The sequence below is a fragment of the Thauera sp. WH-2 genome (assembly GCF_048321015.1).
In the GTDB taxonomy this organism is placed as follows: Bacteria; Pseudomonadota; Gammaproteobacteria; order Burkholderiales; family Rhodocyclaceae; genus Thauera.
The window spans coordinates 1-17,093 of sequence record NZ_JBLWFG010000008.1 but is presented as its reverse complement, the minus strand read 5'-3'; the positions used below and the strand labels follow the sequence as shown (position 1 = coordinate 17,093).

11 protein-coding genes are annotated in these 17,093 nt (G+C 64.5%); 8 read left to right on the top strand and 3 right to left on the bottom strand.

Annotation, left to right across the window (positions count from 1 at the left end; all coding sequences use genetic code 11):
• The first annotated feature begins 53 nt into the window (after positions 1 to 53).
• Both clpB and ACNKW1_RS12955 read left to right on the top strand, forming a co-directional pair.
• Positions 54 to 2,636: an ATP-dependent chaperone ClpB gene (gene clpB, locus ACNKW1_RS12960; RefSeq protein WP_418365114.1), complete on the top strand. Its 2,583-nt coding sequence runs from the start codon at positions 54 to 56 to the stop codon at positions 2,634 to 2,636.
• A 171-nt stretch (positions 2,637 to 2,807) separates the two neighbouring features.
• Positions 2,808 to 4,700, top strand: a complete 1,893-nt coding sequence (locus ACNKW1_RS12955; RefSeq protein ID WP_418365012.1) for a SurA N-terminal domain-containing protein — start codon at positions 2,808 to 2,810, stop codon at positions 4,698 to 4,700.
• 164 nt (positions 4,701 to 4,864) lie between these two features.
• On the opposite strand, the gene fabI is transcribed toward ACNKW1_RS12955, so the two are convergent.
• A complete protein-coding gene (fabI, locus tag ACNKW1_RS12950; protein WP_418365011.1) occupies positions 4,865 to 5,662 on the bottom strand; it encodes an enoyl-ACP reductase FabI in 798 nt (265 codons plus the stop codon).
• A 212-nt stretch (positions 5,663 to 5,874) separates the two neighbouring features.
• Between fabI and ACNKW1_RS12945 the strand changes: the two genes are divergently transcribed.
• The 5 genes from ACNKW1_RS12945 (at position 5,875) to ACNKW1_RS12925 (ending at position 13,182) form a co-directional block, all read left to right on the top strand.
• A complete protein-coding gene (locus ACNKW1_RS12945; protein WP_418365010.1) occupies positions 5,875 to 8,136 on the top strand; it encodes an ABC transporter substrate-binding protein in 2,262 nt (753 codons plus the stop codon).
• Complete coding sequence (locus ACNKW1_RS12940) at positions 8,136 to 9,113, top strand: ABC transporter permease (RefSeq protein ID WP_418365009.1); 978 nt, start codon at positions 8,136 to 8,138, stop codon at positions 9,111 to 9,113. Before ACNKW1_RS12945 ends, ACNKW1_RS12940 begins: the two co-directional genes overlap by 1 nt.
• A 20-nt stretch (positions 9,114 to 9,133) precedes the next feature.
• Positions 9,134 to 10,615, top strand: coding sequence for an ABC transporter permease (locus ACNKW1_RS12935; protein ID WP_418365113.1), 1,482 nt, complete (start codon positions 9,134 to 9,136; stop codon positions 10,613 to 10,615).
• A 61-nt stretch (positions 10,616 to 10,676) separates the two neighbouring features.
• Positions 10,677 to 12,248 carry a protein adenylyltransferase SelO gene (locus tag ACNKW1_RS12930; RefSeq protein ID WP_418365008.1) on the top strand — a complete coding sequence of 524 codons (1,572 nt, stop codon included), beginning with the start codon at positions 10,677 to 10,679 and terminating at the stop codon, positions 12,246 to 12,248.
• Positions 12,249 to 12,420: 172 nt separating this feature from the next.
• Positions 12,421 to 13,182 carry a Crp/Fnr family transcriptional regulator gene (locus ACNKW1_RS12925; RefSeq protein WP_418365007.1) on the top strand — a complete coding sequence of 254 codons (762 nt, stop codon included), beginning with the start codon at positions 12,421 to 12,423 and terminating at the stop codon, positions 13,180 to 13,182.
• A gap of 86 nt (positions 13,183 to 13,268) precedes the next feature.
• Here ACNKW1_RS12925 and ACNKW1_RS12920 read toward each other — a convergent pair whose 3' ends face one another.
• Positions 13,269 to 14,759, bottom strand: coding sequence for an MFS transporter (locus ACNKW1_RS12920; RefSeq protein WP_418365006.1), 1,491 nt, complete (start codon positions 14,757 to 14,759; stop codon positions 13,269 to 13,271).
• Between the two features lie 74 nt (positions 14,760 to 14,833).
• A complete protein-coding gene (locus ACNKW1_RS12915; RefSeq protein ID WP_418365005.1) occupies positions 14,834 to 15,289 on the bottom strand; it encodes a universal stress protein in 456 nt (151 codons plus the stop codon).
• Positions 15,290 to 15,955: 666 nt separating this feature from the next.
• Here ACNKW1_RS12915 and ACNKW1_RS12910 point away from each other — a divergent pair.
• A partial coding sequence (locus ACNKW1_RS12910) for an MFS transporter (protein ID WP_418365004.1) occupies positions 15,956 to 17,093 on the top strand: 1,138 nt, incomplete at its 3' end.

Here is a 17,093-nt window from a genome sequence, read left to right as displayed (position 1 = left end):
GGCCGATGCACCCCACATAGGGTTCAGTTCAACGATTCCCGAGGATGCCCGCGATGCGCTTCGACAAGCTCACTACCAAATTCCAGCAGGCCCTGGCCGATGCGCAAAGCATCGCCGTGGGGAACGACCAGCAATTCATCGAGCCGCTGCACCTGCTGCAGGCCCTGCTCGAGCAGGACGACGGCGGCAGTGTGTCGCTGTTGCAGCGTGCCGGTGTCAATGTGCCACCGCTCAAGGCCGCGACCGTTAAAGCCATCGGCCGGCTGCCCAAGGTCGAAGGCCATGGCGGCGAGGTCAGCATCGGACGCGATCTCAACAATCTCCTCAACGTCACCGACAAGGAGGCGCAGAGGCGCGGCGACCAGTTCATCGCCAGCGAGATGTTCCTGCTCGCGTTGTGCGAGGACAAGGGCGAGGCCGGCCGGCTGCTGAAGGAGAACGGACTGAATCGCAAGGCGCTCGAGGCCGCGATCGAGGCCGTGCGCGGGGGTGCCAGCGTGGGCAGCCAGGATGCCGAGGGACAGCGCGAGTCGCTGTCGAAGTACTGCCTTGACCTGACCGAGCGTGCACGCAGCGGCAAGCTGGACCCGGTGATCGGCCGTGACGACGAGATCCGCCGCGCGATCCAGATCCTGCAGCGTCGCACCAAGAACAACCCGGTACTGATCGGCGAACCCGGCGTAGGCAAGACCGCGATCGTGGAGGGCCTGGCGCAACGCATCGTCAACGACGAGGTCCCCGAGACGCTCAAGGGCAAGAAAGTGCTGTCGCTCGACATGGCCGCGCTGCTCGCCGGCGCCAAGTACCGCGGCGAGTTCGAGGAGCGTCTCAAGGCGGTGTTGAAGGAGATCGCCCAGGAAGAAGGGCGCATCATCCTCTTCATCGATGAGATCCATACCATGGTCGGCGCGGGCAAGGCCGAGGGCGCGATGGATGCCGGCAACATGCTCAAGCCCGCGCTTGCCCGCGGCGAACTGCATTGCATCGGCGCGACCACGCTGGACGAGTACCGCAAGTACATCGAGAAGGACGCCGCGCTCGAGCGCCGCTTTCAGAAGGTGCTGGTCGACGAGCCGACGGTGGAGGCGACGATCGCCATCCTCCGTGGTCTGCAGGAGAAGTACGAGATCCACCACGGCGTCGACATCACCGACCCGGCCATCGTTGCCGCGGCCGAGCTGTCACACCGCTACATCACCGACCGCTTCCTGCCCGACAAGGCGATCGACCTGATCGACGAGGCGGCCGCGCGCATCAAGATGGAGATCGACTCGAAGCCGGAGGTCATGGACAAGCTCGACCGCCGCATGATCCAGCTCAAGATCGAGCGCGAGGCGGTGAAAAAGGAGAAGGACGAGGCCTCGCAGAAGCGCCTGCAGCTGATCGAGGAAGAACTCGCCAAGCTGCAGCGTGAGTACAACGACCTCGAGGAGATCTGGAAGGCCGAGAAATCCAAAGCTGCCGGCTCGGCCCACATCAAGGAAGAGATCGACGCGCTGCGTGCGCAGATGGCGGAGTTCCAGCGCAAAGGCCAGCTCGACAAGGTGGCTGAGCTGCAGTACGGCAAACTGCCGCAACTCGAGGGCCAGCTGAAGATGGCCGAGCAGGCGGGCGAGAACGCCACGCCAAACAAGCTCTTGCGTACCCAGGTTGGTACTGAGGAGATCGCCGAGGTGGTGTCGCGCGCCACCGGCATCCCGGTGAGCAAGATGATGCAGGGCGAGCGCGAGAAACTGCTGAAGATGGAGGACAAGCTGCACGAGCGCGTGGTCGGTCAGGACGAGGCCGTACGCCTGGTGGCCGACGCCATCCGACGTTCGCGCGCGGGCCTGTCGGACGAGAACCGGCCGTACGGCTCCTTCCTGTTCCTTGGTCCGACTGGCGTGGGCAAGACCGAGCTGTGCAAGACGCTGGCGAATTTCCTCTTCGACTCTGAGGAGCACCTGATCCGCATCGACATGAGCGAGTTCATGGAGAAGCACTCGGTCGCACGCCTGATCGGCGCCCCCCCGGGCTACGTCGGCTATGAGGAGGGTGGCTATCTGACCGAGCAGGTGCGGCGCAAGCCCTACAGCGTGATCCTGTTCGACGAGGTCGAGAAGGCGCACCCGGACGTGTTCAACGTGCTGCTGCAGGTGCTCGACGATGGCCGCATGACCGACGGCCAGGGGCGCACGGTGGACTTCAAGAACACCGTGATCGTCATGACCTCCAACCTGGGCAGCCAGATGATCCAGGCCATGGCGGGTGACGACTACGGCGTGATCAAGCTCGCGGTGATGGCGGAAGTCAAAACGTATTTCCGCCCCGAGTTCATCAACCGCATCGACGAGGTGGTGGTGTTCCATGCGCTCGACGAGAAGCATATCGCCGGCATCGCTCGTATCCAGCTTCAGTACCTCGAGAAGCGTCTGGCGCGGCTGGAGATGGGGCTTGAGGTGACCGACGGCGCGCTGGCCGAGCTGGCGAGTGCGGGCTTCGACCCGGTTTTCGGCGCCCGGCCGCTCAAGCGCGCGATCCAGGAGCGCATCGAGAATCCGCTCGCGAAGGCGATCCTGGAAGGCAGATTCGCTGCCAGGGACCGCATCCGGGTCGACGCCCGTGAAGGCGTGCTGGTGTTCGACAGGCTCGCCTGAAGACGACTGGAATTGTGCCCGCGCCCGGGTGGCTGAGAAGCCCCCGGGCGTTGTCGCGCCTGCAGCCAGATCAGGCGGTGAATGCGTTAAACTGCTGCCTTTCGTGCGCGGAGGGGTTCGTTCGGACCCGTCATGCGCATACGACTCCCGTCAGTTCCCACGGAAATCGAGATGTTCGAATCCATTCGCAAAAACAAGCGGGTCGCACAGGTCATCCTGGCGCTGCTCATCATTCCTTTCGCGTTCTTTGGCATGGATGCGTATTTCAGCGACTCCGCCCGGGGCAACGATGCCGCCACGGTCGGTGGCAGCAGCATCAGCACCTTCGAGTTCGACGATGCGTTGCGCAACCAGCAGGACCGTCTGCGCGAGAGCGCAGGGGGGCAGATCAACCGCGAACTGCTCGACTCTCCCGAGCTTCGCAAGGCCGTCCTGGACAACCTCATCAACCAGCGTGTGCTTGCGTTGTACGCGCTCGACAGCCGGCTGGTGGTGACGCCCGCCCAGCTTCAGGACACGATCGCGGGCGTGCCCGCATTCCAGGAGGAGGGGCGCTTCTCGCTGCAGCGCTACGAGACCATGCTGCGCGCGCAGGGGATGACGCCCGCGAGCTTCGAAGCGCGCCTGGCGCAGGACGTGCGCATCCAGCAGGTCGTGGCCGCGGTGGGCGATGCGGGTTTTGTGCCGGAGGCCTCGGCGCGCCGCTTCCTCGACGCGCAGCTTGAAGAGCGCAAGGTGCGTGAGTTGCGTTTCGCGGCTGCCGACCATGTCGAAGGCGTCGAGATCACGGACGAGCAAGTCGCGGCGTTCTACGCACAGAACCCGGCGCGCTTCGAGCAGCCCGCCCGCGTGCAGGCCGAGTACCTGATCTTCGACCGTGCAGCCGTCGAGCAGAAGATCGAGATCGCAGACGATGCTGTACGCGCCTTTTACGACGGCAACCCGCAGCGCTTCGGTGTGGCCGAGGAGCGCCGTGCCCGCCACATCCTGCTCGCGCTCGATGCGGGTGCGGAGCAGGCCGAGGTTGATCGGGTGATGGCGGAGGCACGCGGCCTGGTCGAAACCCTGCGCTCCGATCCGGCCCGCTTTGCGGATCTGGCGAAGGAGAAATCCCAAGACCCGGGTTCAGCCAGTCGTGGCGGCGACCTCGGTTTCTTTGGGCGCGGTGTCATGGTCGGCGCCTTCGAGGAGGCCGTTTTCTCGCAGGCACCGGGGCAGGTTGGGGATCCGGTGCGCAGCGAGTTTGGTGTGCATGTGGTGGAGGTCACCGAGATCAAACCGGCTTCGCTTCGTGCCTTCGACGAGGTACGCGGCGAGATCCTCGCCGAGTTGCGCGCGCAGGAGGCCGGGCGGCGCTTTGCCGAGCTGGCCGAGCAGTTCGCCAACACGGTTTATGAGCAGCCCGATACCCTGGCGCCGGCCGCAGAGGCGCTCGGTCTGGAGGTTCGTACCACCGACTGGATCAGTCGGGATGCCCCGGCTGCGGCGCCCTTCGACAACGCACGCCTGATCAGTGCCGTGTTCAGCGAAGAGGCGGTGCAGAAGGGCCACAACACCGAGGCGATCGAGATCGCTTCAGGCGCGCTGGTTTCCGCGCGCGTGAAGACCTTCGAGGCTGCAACCCAGTTGCCGCTGGAGGCCGTTCGCGAGCGCATCGTCGGTATGCTGCGCGACGAGCAGGGCAGGGCGCGGGCCGAGGCGGCGGGCAAGGCGACGCTGGCCCGCCTGGAGAAGGGGGAGTCGGTCGAGGCGAAGTGGAGCGAGGAGCGCGCCGCACAGCGTGGAGCGCCGAGTCTTCCCGCGGCAGCCATGCAGGCTGTGTTCTCCGCGGCGACCGAGGCGCTCCCGGCGCACGTCGGCGTGCAACTGCCGGAGAGCGACTATGTGATCTACCGCATCGAGGCGGTGACCCGCCCCGATCTGGACAAGGACGATCCGCGCGTGGAGGCGGTGGCTTCGCAGTATGCGCAGCTGCTTGCAGGGCGCGATTTTGGCGCCTTCCTTTCCGATCTGCGTCAGCGCTACGAGGTGCAGGTCAATCAGGCAGTGTTGCAGAAGCCCTGAGCGATGAGCGCCCCGTGGCGCTCAGCGGCAGGCACGCCGACAGGCTCTCTGCAGCGAACGCTGCCCGCTGTACAGACATGAAAAAGCCCGGGCTCTCGAGTCCGGGCTTTTTGCTGGCTAGGAGATTGCCGACCGGAACTGCTGGTCGGCAGGCATTGCCAGGCTTACTGCGGCAGGGGCAGGGCGTTGCCGAGGGCGGTGGTGTTGAAGCCGCCGTCCACATACATGATCTCGCCGGTGATGCCGCTGGCGAGGTCCGAGCAGATGAAGGCTGCGGCGTTGCCGACCTCTTCGATCGTGACGTTGCGGCGCAGCGGTGCGTTATGTTCGTTGAAGGCGAGCAGCTTGCCGAAGCTGCCGATACCCGAGGCGGCCAGGGTCTTGATCGGGCCGGCGGAGATCGCGTTGGCGCGCGTCCCTTCCGGACCGAGGGTCACGGCGAGGTAGCGCACCGAGGCCTCGAGGCTCGCCTTGGCCAGACCCATGATGTTGTAGTTGGGCATGGTGCGTACCGCGCCCAGGTAGGACAGGGTGAGCACCGAGCCGTTGCGGCCCTTCATCATCGGGCGTGCAGCCTTGACCAGCGCGGGGAAGCTGTAGGTGCTGACTTCCTGCGAGATGCGGAAGGCTTCGCGGGTGAGCCCATCAAGGAAGTCGCCCTCGAGCGCTTCACCGGGGGCGAAGGCGATGGAGTGCACCAGGCTGTCGAGCCCGTCCCAGTGCTGGCCGATCTGTTCGAAGAGGCCGGTGATCTGTGCGTCGTCCTGCACATCGAGCGGGAAGATCAGCGTGCTGTCGAAGTCGGCCGCCAGTTTGGCGACGCGGTCCTTGAAACGTTCGTTCTGGTAGGTGAAGGCGAGCTCCGCGCCCTCGCGGTGCATGGCCTTGGCAATACCGTAAGCGATCGAGCGGTTGCTGAGCAGGCCCGTGATCAGGATTCGTTTGCCGGCAAGAAAGCCCATGGATCGATACTCCTATTGTCAAGGCGGGAATTATAGCCAAAACCCCGGCCGGGATAGGCGCCCCCGATCGCGTCCGGCACCAAAAGCTGCCAGAATCCACGGCTCCGACGCCCCGACCGCCCAACTGAAGCCTCCACGTGCGCTGGACCCAAAGCCTTCTCCGAGCCCTACGCTGTGCCTGCGCCTTCCCCGCTGGACGGGGAGTGGGCCTTGTGCGTGCGCGCCCTGCGGTGCTGTTGCGGGTGGGCATCGCTGTGCTCGCCGCCTCGCTTGCCGCGGGCTGCGGCGATGTATGGAATGACCCGTATCCGGTTGCCGAGCGTGGCGGCAACGTGCTCTATACCGCCTTCACCGAGCGCCCGAAGCATCTGGATCCAGTGCAGTCTTACAGCGAGGATGAGGCCACCTTCCTGTACCAGATCGTCGAACCCCCGCTGCAGTACCACTACCTGAAACGGCCCTATGCGCTGGAGCCGGCGACAGCCGACGGGATGCCGCGGCTGCGTCGCCTCGATGCGGCCGGACGCGAGCTGGCCGCGGACGCCGATCCGGCCAGGGTCGCCCGCACCGTGGTGGAAGTACGCATCCGCCCAGGCATCCTGTACCAGCCCCACCCTGCGTTTGCTCGCGGGGAAGATGGTCGCCCGCGTTATCTGGGTCTGAGCGCGGCCGAGCTGCGCAGTGTGCGCGGCCTGGCCGATTTCCCCGAAACCGGGACGCGCGAGCTGCGTGCTGCGGACTACGTCTACCAGATCAAGCGCCTTGCCCATCCGCGGCTGCATTCGCCGATCTTCGAGCTCATGGCGGAGTACCTGCCGGGCTTGAAGACCTTGCAGGCGGATCTGCAGGCCGCGCTGGACGCAGGGCGTGCAGCAGACGGAAAGCCGCATGTGGCTGACGGGGCGGCGGGGCCGGCCACCGGATGGCTGGACCTCGACCGCTTCGATCTGCCCGGGGTGGAGGTGGTGGATGAGCAGGTCTATCGCATCACGCTGCAGGGTGCCTACCCGCAGTTCCTGTACTGGCTCTCCATGCCCTTCTTCAGTCCGGTGCCGCGCGAGGTCGACCGCTTCTTCGCCCAGCCGGGCATGGTCGAGCGCAACCTCACGCTGGACTGGTGGCCGGTTGGCACCGGGCCCTACATGCTGGTCGAGAACAATCCGAATGCGCGCATGGTGCTGGCGCGTAACCCCAACTACCGCGGCGAGGCCTATCCCTGCGAGGGCGAGCCGGGGGATGTCGAAGCCGGCCTGCTCGCCGACTGCGGCAAGCTCATGCCCTTCATCGACAAGGTGGTGTTCTCGCGTGAGCGCGAGGGCATTCCATACTGGAACAAGTTCCTGCAAGGCTATTACGACGCTTCGGGCGTGTCCTCGGACAACTTCGATCAGGCCGTGTCGCTGACCAGTCAGGGCGAGGTCTCCCTGTCCGAGGACATGGAGGACAAGGGCATCCGCCTGCTGACCTCGGTTTCGCCATCGATCTTCTACCTCGGCTTCAACATGCTTGATCCGCTGGTGGGCGGCGGCGCGTCGAAGGCGGAGCAGGCGCGTGCGCGCAAACTGCGCCAGGCGATCTCGATTGCGCTCGACATGGAGGAGTTCGTGTCGATCTTCCTCAACGGGCGGGGACTGCCGGGCATGAGCCCGTTGCCGCCGGGCATCTTTGGCGCGCGCGAGGGCAGGGCGGGCATCAACCCTGTCGTCTATGCGTGGCAAGGCAACGAGGCGGGAGGCCGCCCGGTGCGCCGGGGCGTCGACGCGGCGCGCCAACTGCTCGCAGAGGCTGGCTGGCCCGACGGGCGCAATGCGCAAACCGGCGAGCCGCTGGTGATCCATCTCGACACCACGCCCGGCGGGCTGGGCGACAAGGCGCGCTCGGACTGGTTGGCGAAGAAATTCCGGGATCTGGGGGTGCAGTTCGTGGTGCGGCCGACTGATTTCAACCGCTTCCAGGACAAGGTGCGCAAGGGCAATGCACAGCTCTTCTTCTTCGGCTGGAACGCGGACTACCCGGACCCGGAGAACCTGCTCTTCCTGCTCCATGGTCCGCAGGGCAAGGTGAGGTTCAATGGCCAGAACGCGGCCAACTACGAGAACCCCGAGTACGACGCGCTGTTCGAGCGCATGAAGGCCATGCCCGACGGCCCCGCGCGCCAGCAGATCATCGATCGCATGGTGGCGATGCTGCAGCAGGATGCGCCCTGGATCTTCGCCTTCCACCCGATGTCGTATTCGCTTCAGCATGGGTGGTTGTTGAACCGCAAGACCGGGGCGATGGTGCGTAATACGATGAAGTACCAGCGCCTCGACATCGAGCGCCGCGAGGCCGCGCGCGCGCAGTGGAACCGGCCGGTGCTGTGGCCGCTGGGGCTGGTTGCGCTGCTGCTGCTGGCGCTGGTGGCGCCGGCGGTCCTGCACTGGCGGCGGAGCGAAACCGCCACCGCGCAGACGGACACGGGGACTTTGCGCTGATGCTGGCCTATCTCCTGCGCCGCGTGCTGTACGCGGTTCCGATCCTGATCGGGGTGAACCTGCTGACCTTCGTGCTCTTCTTCGTGGTGAACTCGCCCGACGACATGGCGCGCATGCACATCGGCGTCAAGCGGGCCACGCCGGAGGCGATCGAGCGCTGGAAGGTGGAGCGCGGCTACGACAAGCCCATGTTCGTGAACGCCTCGGCCGAGGGGCCGGCGCGTTTCACCGAGACGATCTTCTTCGACAAGTCGCTGCGCATGTTCGCGCTCGAGTTCGGTCGCGCCGACGACGGTCGCGACATCGGCCAGGAGATCCGCGACCGCATGGGGCCGTCGCTGGCGATCGCGGTTCCGACCTTCATCCTCAGCCTGTTCGTGTCGATCAGTCTAGCGCTGCTGCTGGTGTTCTTCCGCGCCACCCGGCTGGATTTCTGGGGCGTCGTGCTGTGCGTGGCGATGATGTCGATCTCCAGCCTGTTCTACATCATCGGCGGGCAGTGGCTGGTATCGAAGATGTGGGCGCTGGTGCCGATCTCGGGCTACGCCCCCGGACTGGATGCGGCGCGCTTTCTGGTGCTGCCGGTGCTGATCAGCGTGCTGGCCGGAATCGGCTCGTCTGCGCGCTGGTACCGCACCATCTTCCTCGAGGAGATCTCCAAGGACTACGTGCGCACCGCGCGTGCGAAGGGCCTGTCCGAACTCGCGGTGCTGTTCCGCCACGTGCTGCGCAATGCGCTGATCCCGATCCTGACCGGCGTGGTGGTGGTGGTCCCGCTGCTGTTCATGGGCAGTCTGCTGGTCGAGTCCTTCTTTGCGATTCCGGGGCTGGGCAGCTACACGATCGACGCGATCAACGCGCAGGACTTCGCGGTGGTGCGGGCGATGGTCTTCATCGGCTCGGTGCTGTACATCATCGGCCTGATCCTGACCGACCTCTCCTACACGCTGGCCGATCCGCGGGTGAGGCTGGAATGAGTGCGCCACTGGAGACCGCGATGCGCTTCCAGCCGGTGCTGCTGTGGACCGACGCGCTGCTGTTCCTGCTGCTCGGGCTGGGCGTGCTCGCGGTCTTCCATGTCCGCAGCCAGCCGCCCTTGTGCGAAGCGTGGCGCAAGGTGGGCCGGCGACCGGTCGGTATGGCGGCAGCCACCGTGCTGCTTGCCTTTGTCGCCATAGGGGTGCTTGACAGCCTTCATTACCGCGAACTGCTGCCGCCGGCGGGCGCGGGCGCGGAGGTGGGGCGGTCGGCGAACGAGGCGAATGAGGTGGGCGAAGCAGGCGGGTCCGGGCGTACGGGGGCGATGCCGGCGGCGCGGTACTCCACCGAGGTCGTTTCGGTGCTCGATGCCCTGCTTTCGCCGCTGCGGGCGCAGACCGAAAAGACCTACTCCGCACCGTTCGCATGGACGCTGTACCAGCGCGAAACCATCGAGTTGCCCGATGGCCGACAGGTGCGCGAGTACCCGCGGCTCGTGCACGGAGCCGTGCATCTCGATCTGCCCGCTGAAGCGCGCACGGGGGACGTGGGCGCACGCCTGCTGCGCGCGCTGGGGCAGGCCGTGCTGTGGTGGTGTGGTGCGTTCCTGGTCCTCGCCACCGCGGTGTGGCGGGGCAGCGGTCTGGGCTGGAGCGAGGTCGCGGGGGCGATGCTCGTCGGCCGGACCGTGCTGGCGTGGCGTGCGGCGCTGCTGACGCTGGGTGTGCTGTTGCTGATCGCAGCCGCCTGCGTGCAGCTCGCGCCCTACTACCATGTGCTGGGTACCGACAAGGTGGGGCAGGACGTGCTGTACCTGGCGCTGAAGAGCGTGCGCACCGCGCTCGTGATCGGCACAGTGACGACGCTCGTGATGATGCCCTTCGCGGTGGCGCTCGGCATCGCCGCAGGGTATCTCGGTGGGTGGGTGGATGATGTGGTGCAGTACCTCTACACGGTACTCAATGCCATCCCCGGGGTGCTGCTGATCGCGGCCGCGGTACTGATGATGCAGGTGGTGATCGATACGAACCCGCAGTGGTTCGACACCGCCGCCGAGCGGTCGGATGCGCGCCTGCTGGCGCTCTGCTTCATCCTCGGCATCACCAGCTGGACGGGCTTGGCCCGTCTGCTGCGCGGCGAGACGCTGAAGCTGCGCGAGCTGGAGTACGTGCAGGCGGCACGCGCCTTCGGTGTGCGCACACCTGCCATCCTGCGCCGCCACATCCTGCCCAACGTCATGCATATCGTGATGATCGCGTTGGTGATGGATTTTTCCGGCCTGGTGCTGGCCGAGGCGGTGCTGTCCTACGTCGGTATCGGTGTCGATCCGACCACGATCAGCTTTGGCACCATGATCAACATGGCGCGTGCCGAACTTGCGCGCGAGCCGATGGTCTGGTGGTCACTGGCCGCAGCCTTCGTGTTCATGTTCGTGCTGGTGCTGGCAGCGAATCTGTTCGCGGACGCGGTGCGCGACGCTTTCGATCCGCGCCGGGGCTAGTGCGTCGCAGCCTTGGCCGGCGTGTGCGCCCCGCGGCGACTATATAAAAAAAGGATTCCCCATGAGAGCGCCTCGATTCGACAACCGCTTCGTGCGCGAGCTGCCCGGCGACCCGGAGGAAGGGCGGCATGTACGCCAGGTGTATGGCGCCTGCTATTCGCGTGTCGAACCCACACCGGTGCGTGCGCCGGCGCTGCTGGCGTGGTCGCCGGAGGTGGCCGGCTTGCTGGGCATCGACGATGCGGACATCCGCAGCCAGGTGTTCGCCGAGGTATTTGGTGGCAATGCGCTGCTTCCGGGCATGGAGCCCTATGCCGCATGCTATGGCGGCCACCAGTTCGGCAACTGGGCGGGCCAGCTTGGCGACGGGCGGGCGATTACGCTGGGCGAGACGATCAACCCGCAGGGCGAGCGCTGGGAGTTGCAACTCAAGGGCGCCGGCCCGACGCCGTATTCGCGCCGCGCGGACGGCCGTGCGGTGCTGCGCTCCTCCATGCGCGAGTTCCTGTGCAGTGAGGCCATGCATCACCTCGGCGTGCCGACCACGCGTGCACTCAGCCTTGTCGCCACGGGCGAACAGGTGGTGCGGGACATGTTCTATGACGGACATCCGCGCCCAGAGCCGGGCGCCGTCGTCTGCAGGGTGGCACCTTCCTTCATCCGCTTTGGCAACTTCGAGATCCTTGCTTCGCGCGGCGAGGAGGCCGTGCTGGGGCAACTGATTGACTTCACTATCGACCGTGACTTTCCCGGATTGTGCGCGGCCGAGTCGGACCCTGCGCGCCGGCGGGTGCGCTGGTTCGAGGAAGTGTGCCAGCGTACCGCGGAGTTGATCGCGCACTGGATGCGGGTCGGTTTCGTGCATGGCGTGATGAACACCGACAACATGTCCATCCTCGGCCTGACCATCGACTATGGGCCCTATGGCTGGATCGACAACTACGATCCCGACTGGACGCCGAACACGACTGACGCGGGTGGTCGCCGCTATCGCTTCGGCCATCAGGCCCGGATCGCGCACTGGAATCTGTGGCAACTCGCAAATGCCCTCCATCCGGCGATCGGTCAGGCCGAAGCGCTGGAGCAGGCGCTGGCCGCCTTTCCGGATCGGTACGATGCGGCCTATCGGCGCATGATGCAGGCCAAGCTCGGCCTTGCGCAGTGGCAGGGGGGCGACGATGACCGGCTGCTGGAGCAACTGCATGCAGCACTGCAGGCCGGTGAGATCGACATGACCCTGTTTTTCCGCACCCTGGCCGGGCTCGACGAGCATGCCCCGGAGAGCGGTCCGTTTGAACCGGCGTTCTACGACCCCGTACGCCGTCAGCAGAGTGCCGAGGCCCTGCAGGCTTGGCTGGTCCACTATGCCGCGCGCCTGCGACAGGAGGGGCGCCCGCAGGCGCTGCGCAAGGCGGAGATGAACGCAGTGAACCCCCTCTATGTGCCCCGAAACTATCTTGCGCAACAGGCCATCGACGCGGCCGAACAGGGGGATCTGTCCGAGTTGGAACTGCTGATGAAGGTGCTGCGTACCCCCTATCGCGAACAGCCTGGCTATGAGCGCTTTGCGGCACGCAGGCCGGACTGGGCGCGTGCGCGTGCTGGCTGCTCGATGCTCTCCTGCAGTTCCTGAGCGGGTACTGCAGGAGTCCGCCTCGCCTTGAGTAGGGTGTAGCCTAGTTCTTTCGACCTAGGCCGGCATTCGATTGGGCAATGGAAACCTGGGGCGAACGGGCTTACGATAGGAAAAAAATACGGCCCGCGATCATGTGCACTTGGCGCAGGACGTGGGTCGTCATTCATCGATGATGGCCGGCACCGATTCCAGGGGGCTGTTTCGCGTGCATTCGATAACAAAAAGAGCGTCCGTCCGGGAGGTGCTGGCGGACATGCCGATTCTGCAAGGCAGTGATCCGCGCGTGCTGGATATCCTGGCAAGCGAAGCTGCATTCGTCCGGTTCTCGCCTTCCGCCTCGATCTTCGAGCGTGGTTCGGTGCCGACCGGGATCTTCTTCGTGTGCAGTGGCGCGGTGCGCCTGATGTCGCATGGCCCGGAGGGGAGGCCGAAGGTGGTGGAGATCTTCGAGACGGGCGGAATGTTCGGCGAGATCGGGGTCTTCACCGGACACCGTTACCGGACCTGGACGCAGGCCGTGGGCACCGCGTTGCTGATCCACGTTCCCAGGGAGCGGATCCTCGAGGCGGTGGCGCTCGACGCCGCCTTGTCGAACCGCATGCTGGAGGCGGTCTGCGCGCGGATCCAGCGTCTTATCGATGCGATCAGTTGCACTGCTGCCGGAACCGCTTCGGTGCGGGTTGTGAGCTACCTGCTCGATCAGTACGACCGGCTGGAACGGCCCGAGGCGGGCGTCATCCTGCCCGCGCCCAAGAAGACCATCGCCTCGCTCCTCAATCTCACGCCCGAGACCTTCTCGCGGGTGCTGCGCAGCCTGGTCGAGGACGAGCTTCTCAGCGTGACGGGGAGGCGGATTCGTGTGCGTAACCGTTCGCAGCTGGCTCGTCTGCTCGAATGCGCTGCGGCCGAGTCACAGCCGGCCGAAGGCTGATCCGCGCCTTCCCTGCGCTGCTGAAGAACAAAAAAGAACGCCACCACATTTTGTGGTGGCGTTCTTGCGTGGCTTGAGGAGCCCGATCAGGCGCTATTGGCCTGTTGCGCTTCGAGTGCGATCTGGCGGTCGACCGACGACTCGTAGTATTCCTCGGCGAACGCTCCCTCCGGCTCCTTCAACCAGATGAAGCACACGAGCCAGCTGACGAAGGCGCCGCCGGCGATGATGAAGAAGAACTGCTCGGCGGTGGTGAAGGTGAAGAGCGTGAGGTAGAACACCGCGCCCACGTTGCCGTAAGCGCCAGCCATACCGGAGATCTGTCCGGTCACACGGCGCTTGATCGACGGGATGATGCCGAAGGTGGCACCTTCGGAGCCCTGCACGAAAACCGAGCAGGCGATCGTCACGGCGACCGCGATGAACAGCGGCCAGGTTTCGTTCATCAGCCCCATCAGCACGAAGCCGACGCCGATGCCGAACATGTACGACAGCATCACGAAGCGGCGGTTACCCATACGGTCGGAGACGAGACCGCCGATCGGGCGGGCGAAGAGGTTGACAAAGGCGAAGGAGGACGCGATGAGACCGGCGGCTGCTGCCGAAAGACCCCAGGTCTGCTCGAAGAACATCGGCAGCATCGACACCACGGCCAGTTCCGCACCGAAGTTGGCGAAATAGGTGGTGTTGAGCGCCGCGACGCTATTGAACGGGTATCGGTCGTCCTCGGGCACGCCCTGCTTGAGGATGGGCACGTTCACTCGAAGGATCTGGATGATCTGGTAGATCACGCCAAAGGCGATCAGTGCATGGAAGAGCCAGGCCGTGCCGCTGTCGATGTAGCCCATCTTTTCGACCCGCCATACGAGCACTGAGAGGATGCCCAGCAACGGAATCGTCATGATGATCAGCTTGATCATGTCCGCCCAGGTGCTGACCTCGAGTGCTGCGGTCTTGCGCGGCTTGCTGTGGGTGTTGGTGGGGCCGTCGGTGATTGCGAACCAGTAGAAGACGCCATAGACCGCCATCACGATGCCGCTCATCGCGAGCGCCCATCGCCAGCCATCATCGCCGCCGAACATGGTGAGCGCGATGGTCGGGAGCGTCATGGCTGCCGCGGCCGAGCCGAAGTTGCCCCAGCCGGCATAGAAGCCCTCGGCAAAACCGATGCTGCGCGGCTTGAACCAGAGCGCGGTCATGTGGATGCCGACGACGAAGCTGGCGCCCACGCTCGACAGCACCAGGCGCGACACCAGCAACTGCGTCTTGGTGGTGCCGAATGCGAAGAACAGGGCGGGGATGGCCATGGTGACCATCAGGATGGAGAACACACGGCGCGGACCGAAGCGGTCAAGCGCGGCGCCGACCAGGATGCGGGCCGGGATGGTGAGTGCGACGTTGCAAATTGCGAACAGCCGGATGTCGTCCTTCGTCAGCCAGTCGGCGCTGCGCAGCATGCTCGATGCCAGCGGCGCCATGTTGAACCAGACATAAAAGCAGATGAAGAAGGCAATCCAGGTCAGGTGCAGTGCCCTGATTTCGGGATTCCGGTACTTGAAGAGATCGGCTACGACCATTTTGGGGCCTCGATGCGTGATGAGGAGAAATCGTTTTCTCTGTCAGGCGCTTGTTCTTGTTTTGATGTTCCGGCTCAGCTCGGCAGGATCAGCAGTGGGCATTCCACGCGGCGGGCGAGGAATGCGCTGACGCTGCCGAAGGTCATGTAGTCGACCTCGTCGACGAAATAGGTCAGGGATTTCGCGATGAAGCCACCGTCGGGCTGATGGCTGTGGCGGGCCACGACGAGGATGTCGGGCGTGTGTTTCTTGGTGGCGGCGAGAATCATCTTGCGCGCGTCGCCTTGCGCGAACAGCGCATGCGCCTTGATGCCTTCCTTGGAGCAGAAGGCCAGGGCTTGATCCACCCCCTGGCGCAACTCCTCGGTTTCCTGGTCGAAGAACTCCAGGTTCTTGTCGGTGGAGTCGCCCGGGTTCTCCACCACGGTCACGAGGGTGATCTCGGGGGAGAGTCTGCCGAACAGGGTGACGACCTGCGCGAGGGCAAGCTTCGCATTACGTGAGTCGTCGTACGCAATCATGATCTTCATGGAACACCTCCAGTTGGCGGTCTGACCAGCCGGAGTGCGCTTGCGGACGATGACCTCGGATAGTGCTGAACACAGGCCGTGTTTCAGCCGAACCCTGGAGACGAACGATTCACTCCCCGGCATTTCGGAAATCAGTCTAGACCCCGCTTAGGAGGGTCGCCATAAGCCGGAAGGAGGGTAGGGCAATTCGAAAAAAGGCGCCTGTTAATGCGAATGGGGAATTGATGCCAATGTGCTTTCTGTGTTAGCAAATAGCTGTTTTATATTGATTTTTGATTTAGCTCAAAAAATATCCGCCAATTAATATCACGGCTTGACTAAAGAAAGTCAAGGCGTGATGTAAAAACTCGCCGAGAAAAACCATTCAATTTTTTTAGAGCTGGATTTGTTTGGTCTTTGATTTCATCTTGATTTTTTTGATTGAAGTGGATCATGTTTTTGGCATGTTCTGGAATCTGAGTAGTTCCGGGGGGAGGTGGTGATACGGGGTGTGGCCTAGTTCGAAAGGTGTAGGTTGAGAGGCTGCGCCCTTTGTGCCTCCTGCTTTTGGCGAATGGTGCGCAGGCAGTTGCATGCCTATGCTTCGGACTGTTCCCGAGGGGGTCGGGTGTGCAGGAGTGGTCCGACGTGGCAACGCGCAGGTATCAGCAGCTTTCCGTGCTCATCATGAGCACGACGGCATTCACGATGTGTTTCGCGGCGTGGATGCTGTTCGCGGTGATCGGCATCCCGATCAAGGAGATGCTTGCGCTCAATGAGACCCAGTTCGGCCTGCTTGCGGCCACGCCGGTGCTGACGGGCTCACTCGTCCGACTACCGCTGGGGATGATGACCGACCGATTTGGCGGCAGGGTCGTCTTCTTCGTGCTGATGCTGTGCACGGTTCTGCCCATCTACCTGATAGGGCACGCCACGGAGTACTGGCAATTCCTGCTGGCCGGTCTGTTCGTAGGTCTGGCTGGAGGGTCGTTTTCGGTGGGGATCGCCTACTGCGCGCGCTGGTACGAGCGTGCGCAGCAGGGGTTTGCGATGGGCGTGTTCGGCGCGGGCAACTCGGGCGCCGCCGTCACGAAGCTGGTGGCGCCCACGCTGGTGGTGCTGTTCGGCTGGGCTGCGGTGCCGCAGATCTATGCTGCGGCCATGCTGATCATCGCGCTCGCGTTCTGGTTTTTCACCTATGACGATCCTTCGCATCGCGTGTCCTCGACGGTGACCTTCCGCGAGCAGCTGCGTGTGTTGAAGGATCCGCGCGTGTGGAAGTACTGCCAGTACTACTCGATCGTGTTCGGCGGCTATGTGGGCTTGTCGCTGTGGATGACCAAGTACTACGTCGCCGAGTTCGGTCTGGGGATCCAGGTGGCGGCACTGCTTGCGGCCTGCTTCTCGCTGCCAGGCGGGGTCCTGCGCGCCGTGGGCGGGTGGCTGTCGGACCGCTACGGCGCGCACAAGGTCACCTGGTGGGTGATGTGGGTGTCGTGGATCTGCCTGTTCCTGCTCTCGTACCCGCATACCGAATTCACCGTCCAGACCGTGGATGGGCCGCGAACCTTCGCGATTCATCTGAATGTCTGGGTCTTCACCGCGCTGTTGTTCGTCGTTGGCGTGGCCTTCGCCTTCGGCAAGGCCTCGGTGTTCAAGTACATCTCGGACGAGTTTCCCAAGGAGATCGGTGCAGTGTCGGGCATCGTCGGCCTGGTGGGTGGCATGGGTGGCTTCCTGCTGCCCATCATGTTCGGCGCGCTGCTCGATCTCACCGGGGTGCGCTCGAGCGCGTTCATGCTGCTCTACGGCGTGACCTGGGTGT

Bases quoted from the DNA above. Each gene is read 5' to 3' on its own strand.
- fabI (WP_418365011.1), bottom strand. From the start codon at position 5,662: ATGGGCTTTCTTGCCGGCAAACGAATCCTGATCACGGGCCTGCTCAGC.
- ACNKW1_RS12930 (WP_418365008.1), top strand. From the start codon at position 10,677: ATGAGAGCGCCTCGATTCGACAACCGCTTCGTGCGCGAGCTGCCCGGC.
- ACNKW1_RS12915 (WP_418365005.1), bottom strand. From the start codon at position 15,289: ATGAAGATCATGATTGCGTACGACGACTCACGTAATGCGAAGCTTGCC.
- ACNKW1_RS12920 (WP_418365006.1), bottom strand. From the start codon at position 14,759: ATGGTCGTAGCCGATCTCTTCAAGTACCGGAATCCCGAAATCAGGGCA.
- ACNKW1_RS12940 (WP_418365009.1), top strand. From the start codon at position 8,136: ATGCTGGCCTATCTCCTGCGCCGCGTGCTGTACGCGGTTCCGATCCTG.
- ACNKW1_RS12955 (WP_418365012.1), top strand. From the start codon at position 2,808: ATGTTCGAATCCATTCGCAAAAACAAGCGGGTCGCACAGGTCATCCTG.
- ACNKW1_RS12925 (WP_418365007.1), top strand. From the start codon at position 12,421: ATGATGGCCGGCACCGATTCCAGGGGGCTGTTTCGCGTGCATTCGATA.
- ACNKW1_RS12935 (WP_418365113.1), top strand. From the start codon at position 9,134: ATGCGCTTCCAGCCGGTGCTGCTGTGGACCGACGCGCTGCTGTTCCTG.
- clpB (WP_418365114.1), top strand. From the start codon at position 54: ATGCGCTTCGACAAGCTCACTACCAAATTCCAGCAGGCCCTGGCCGAT.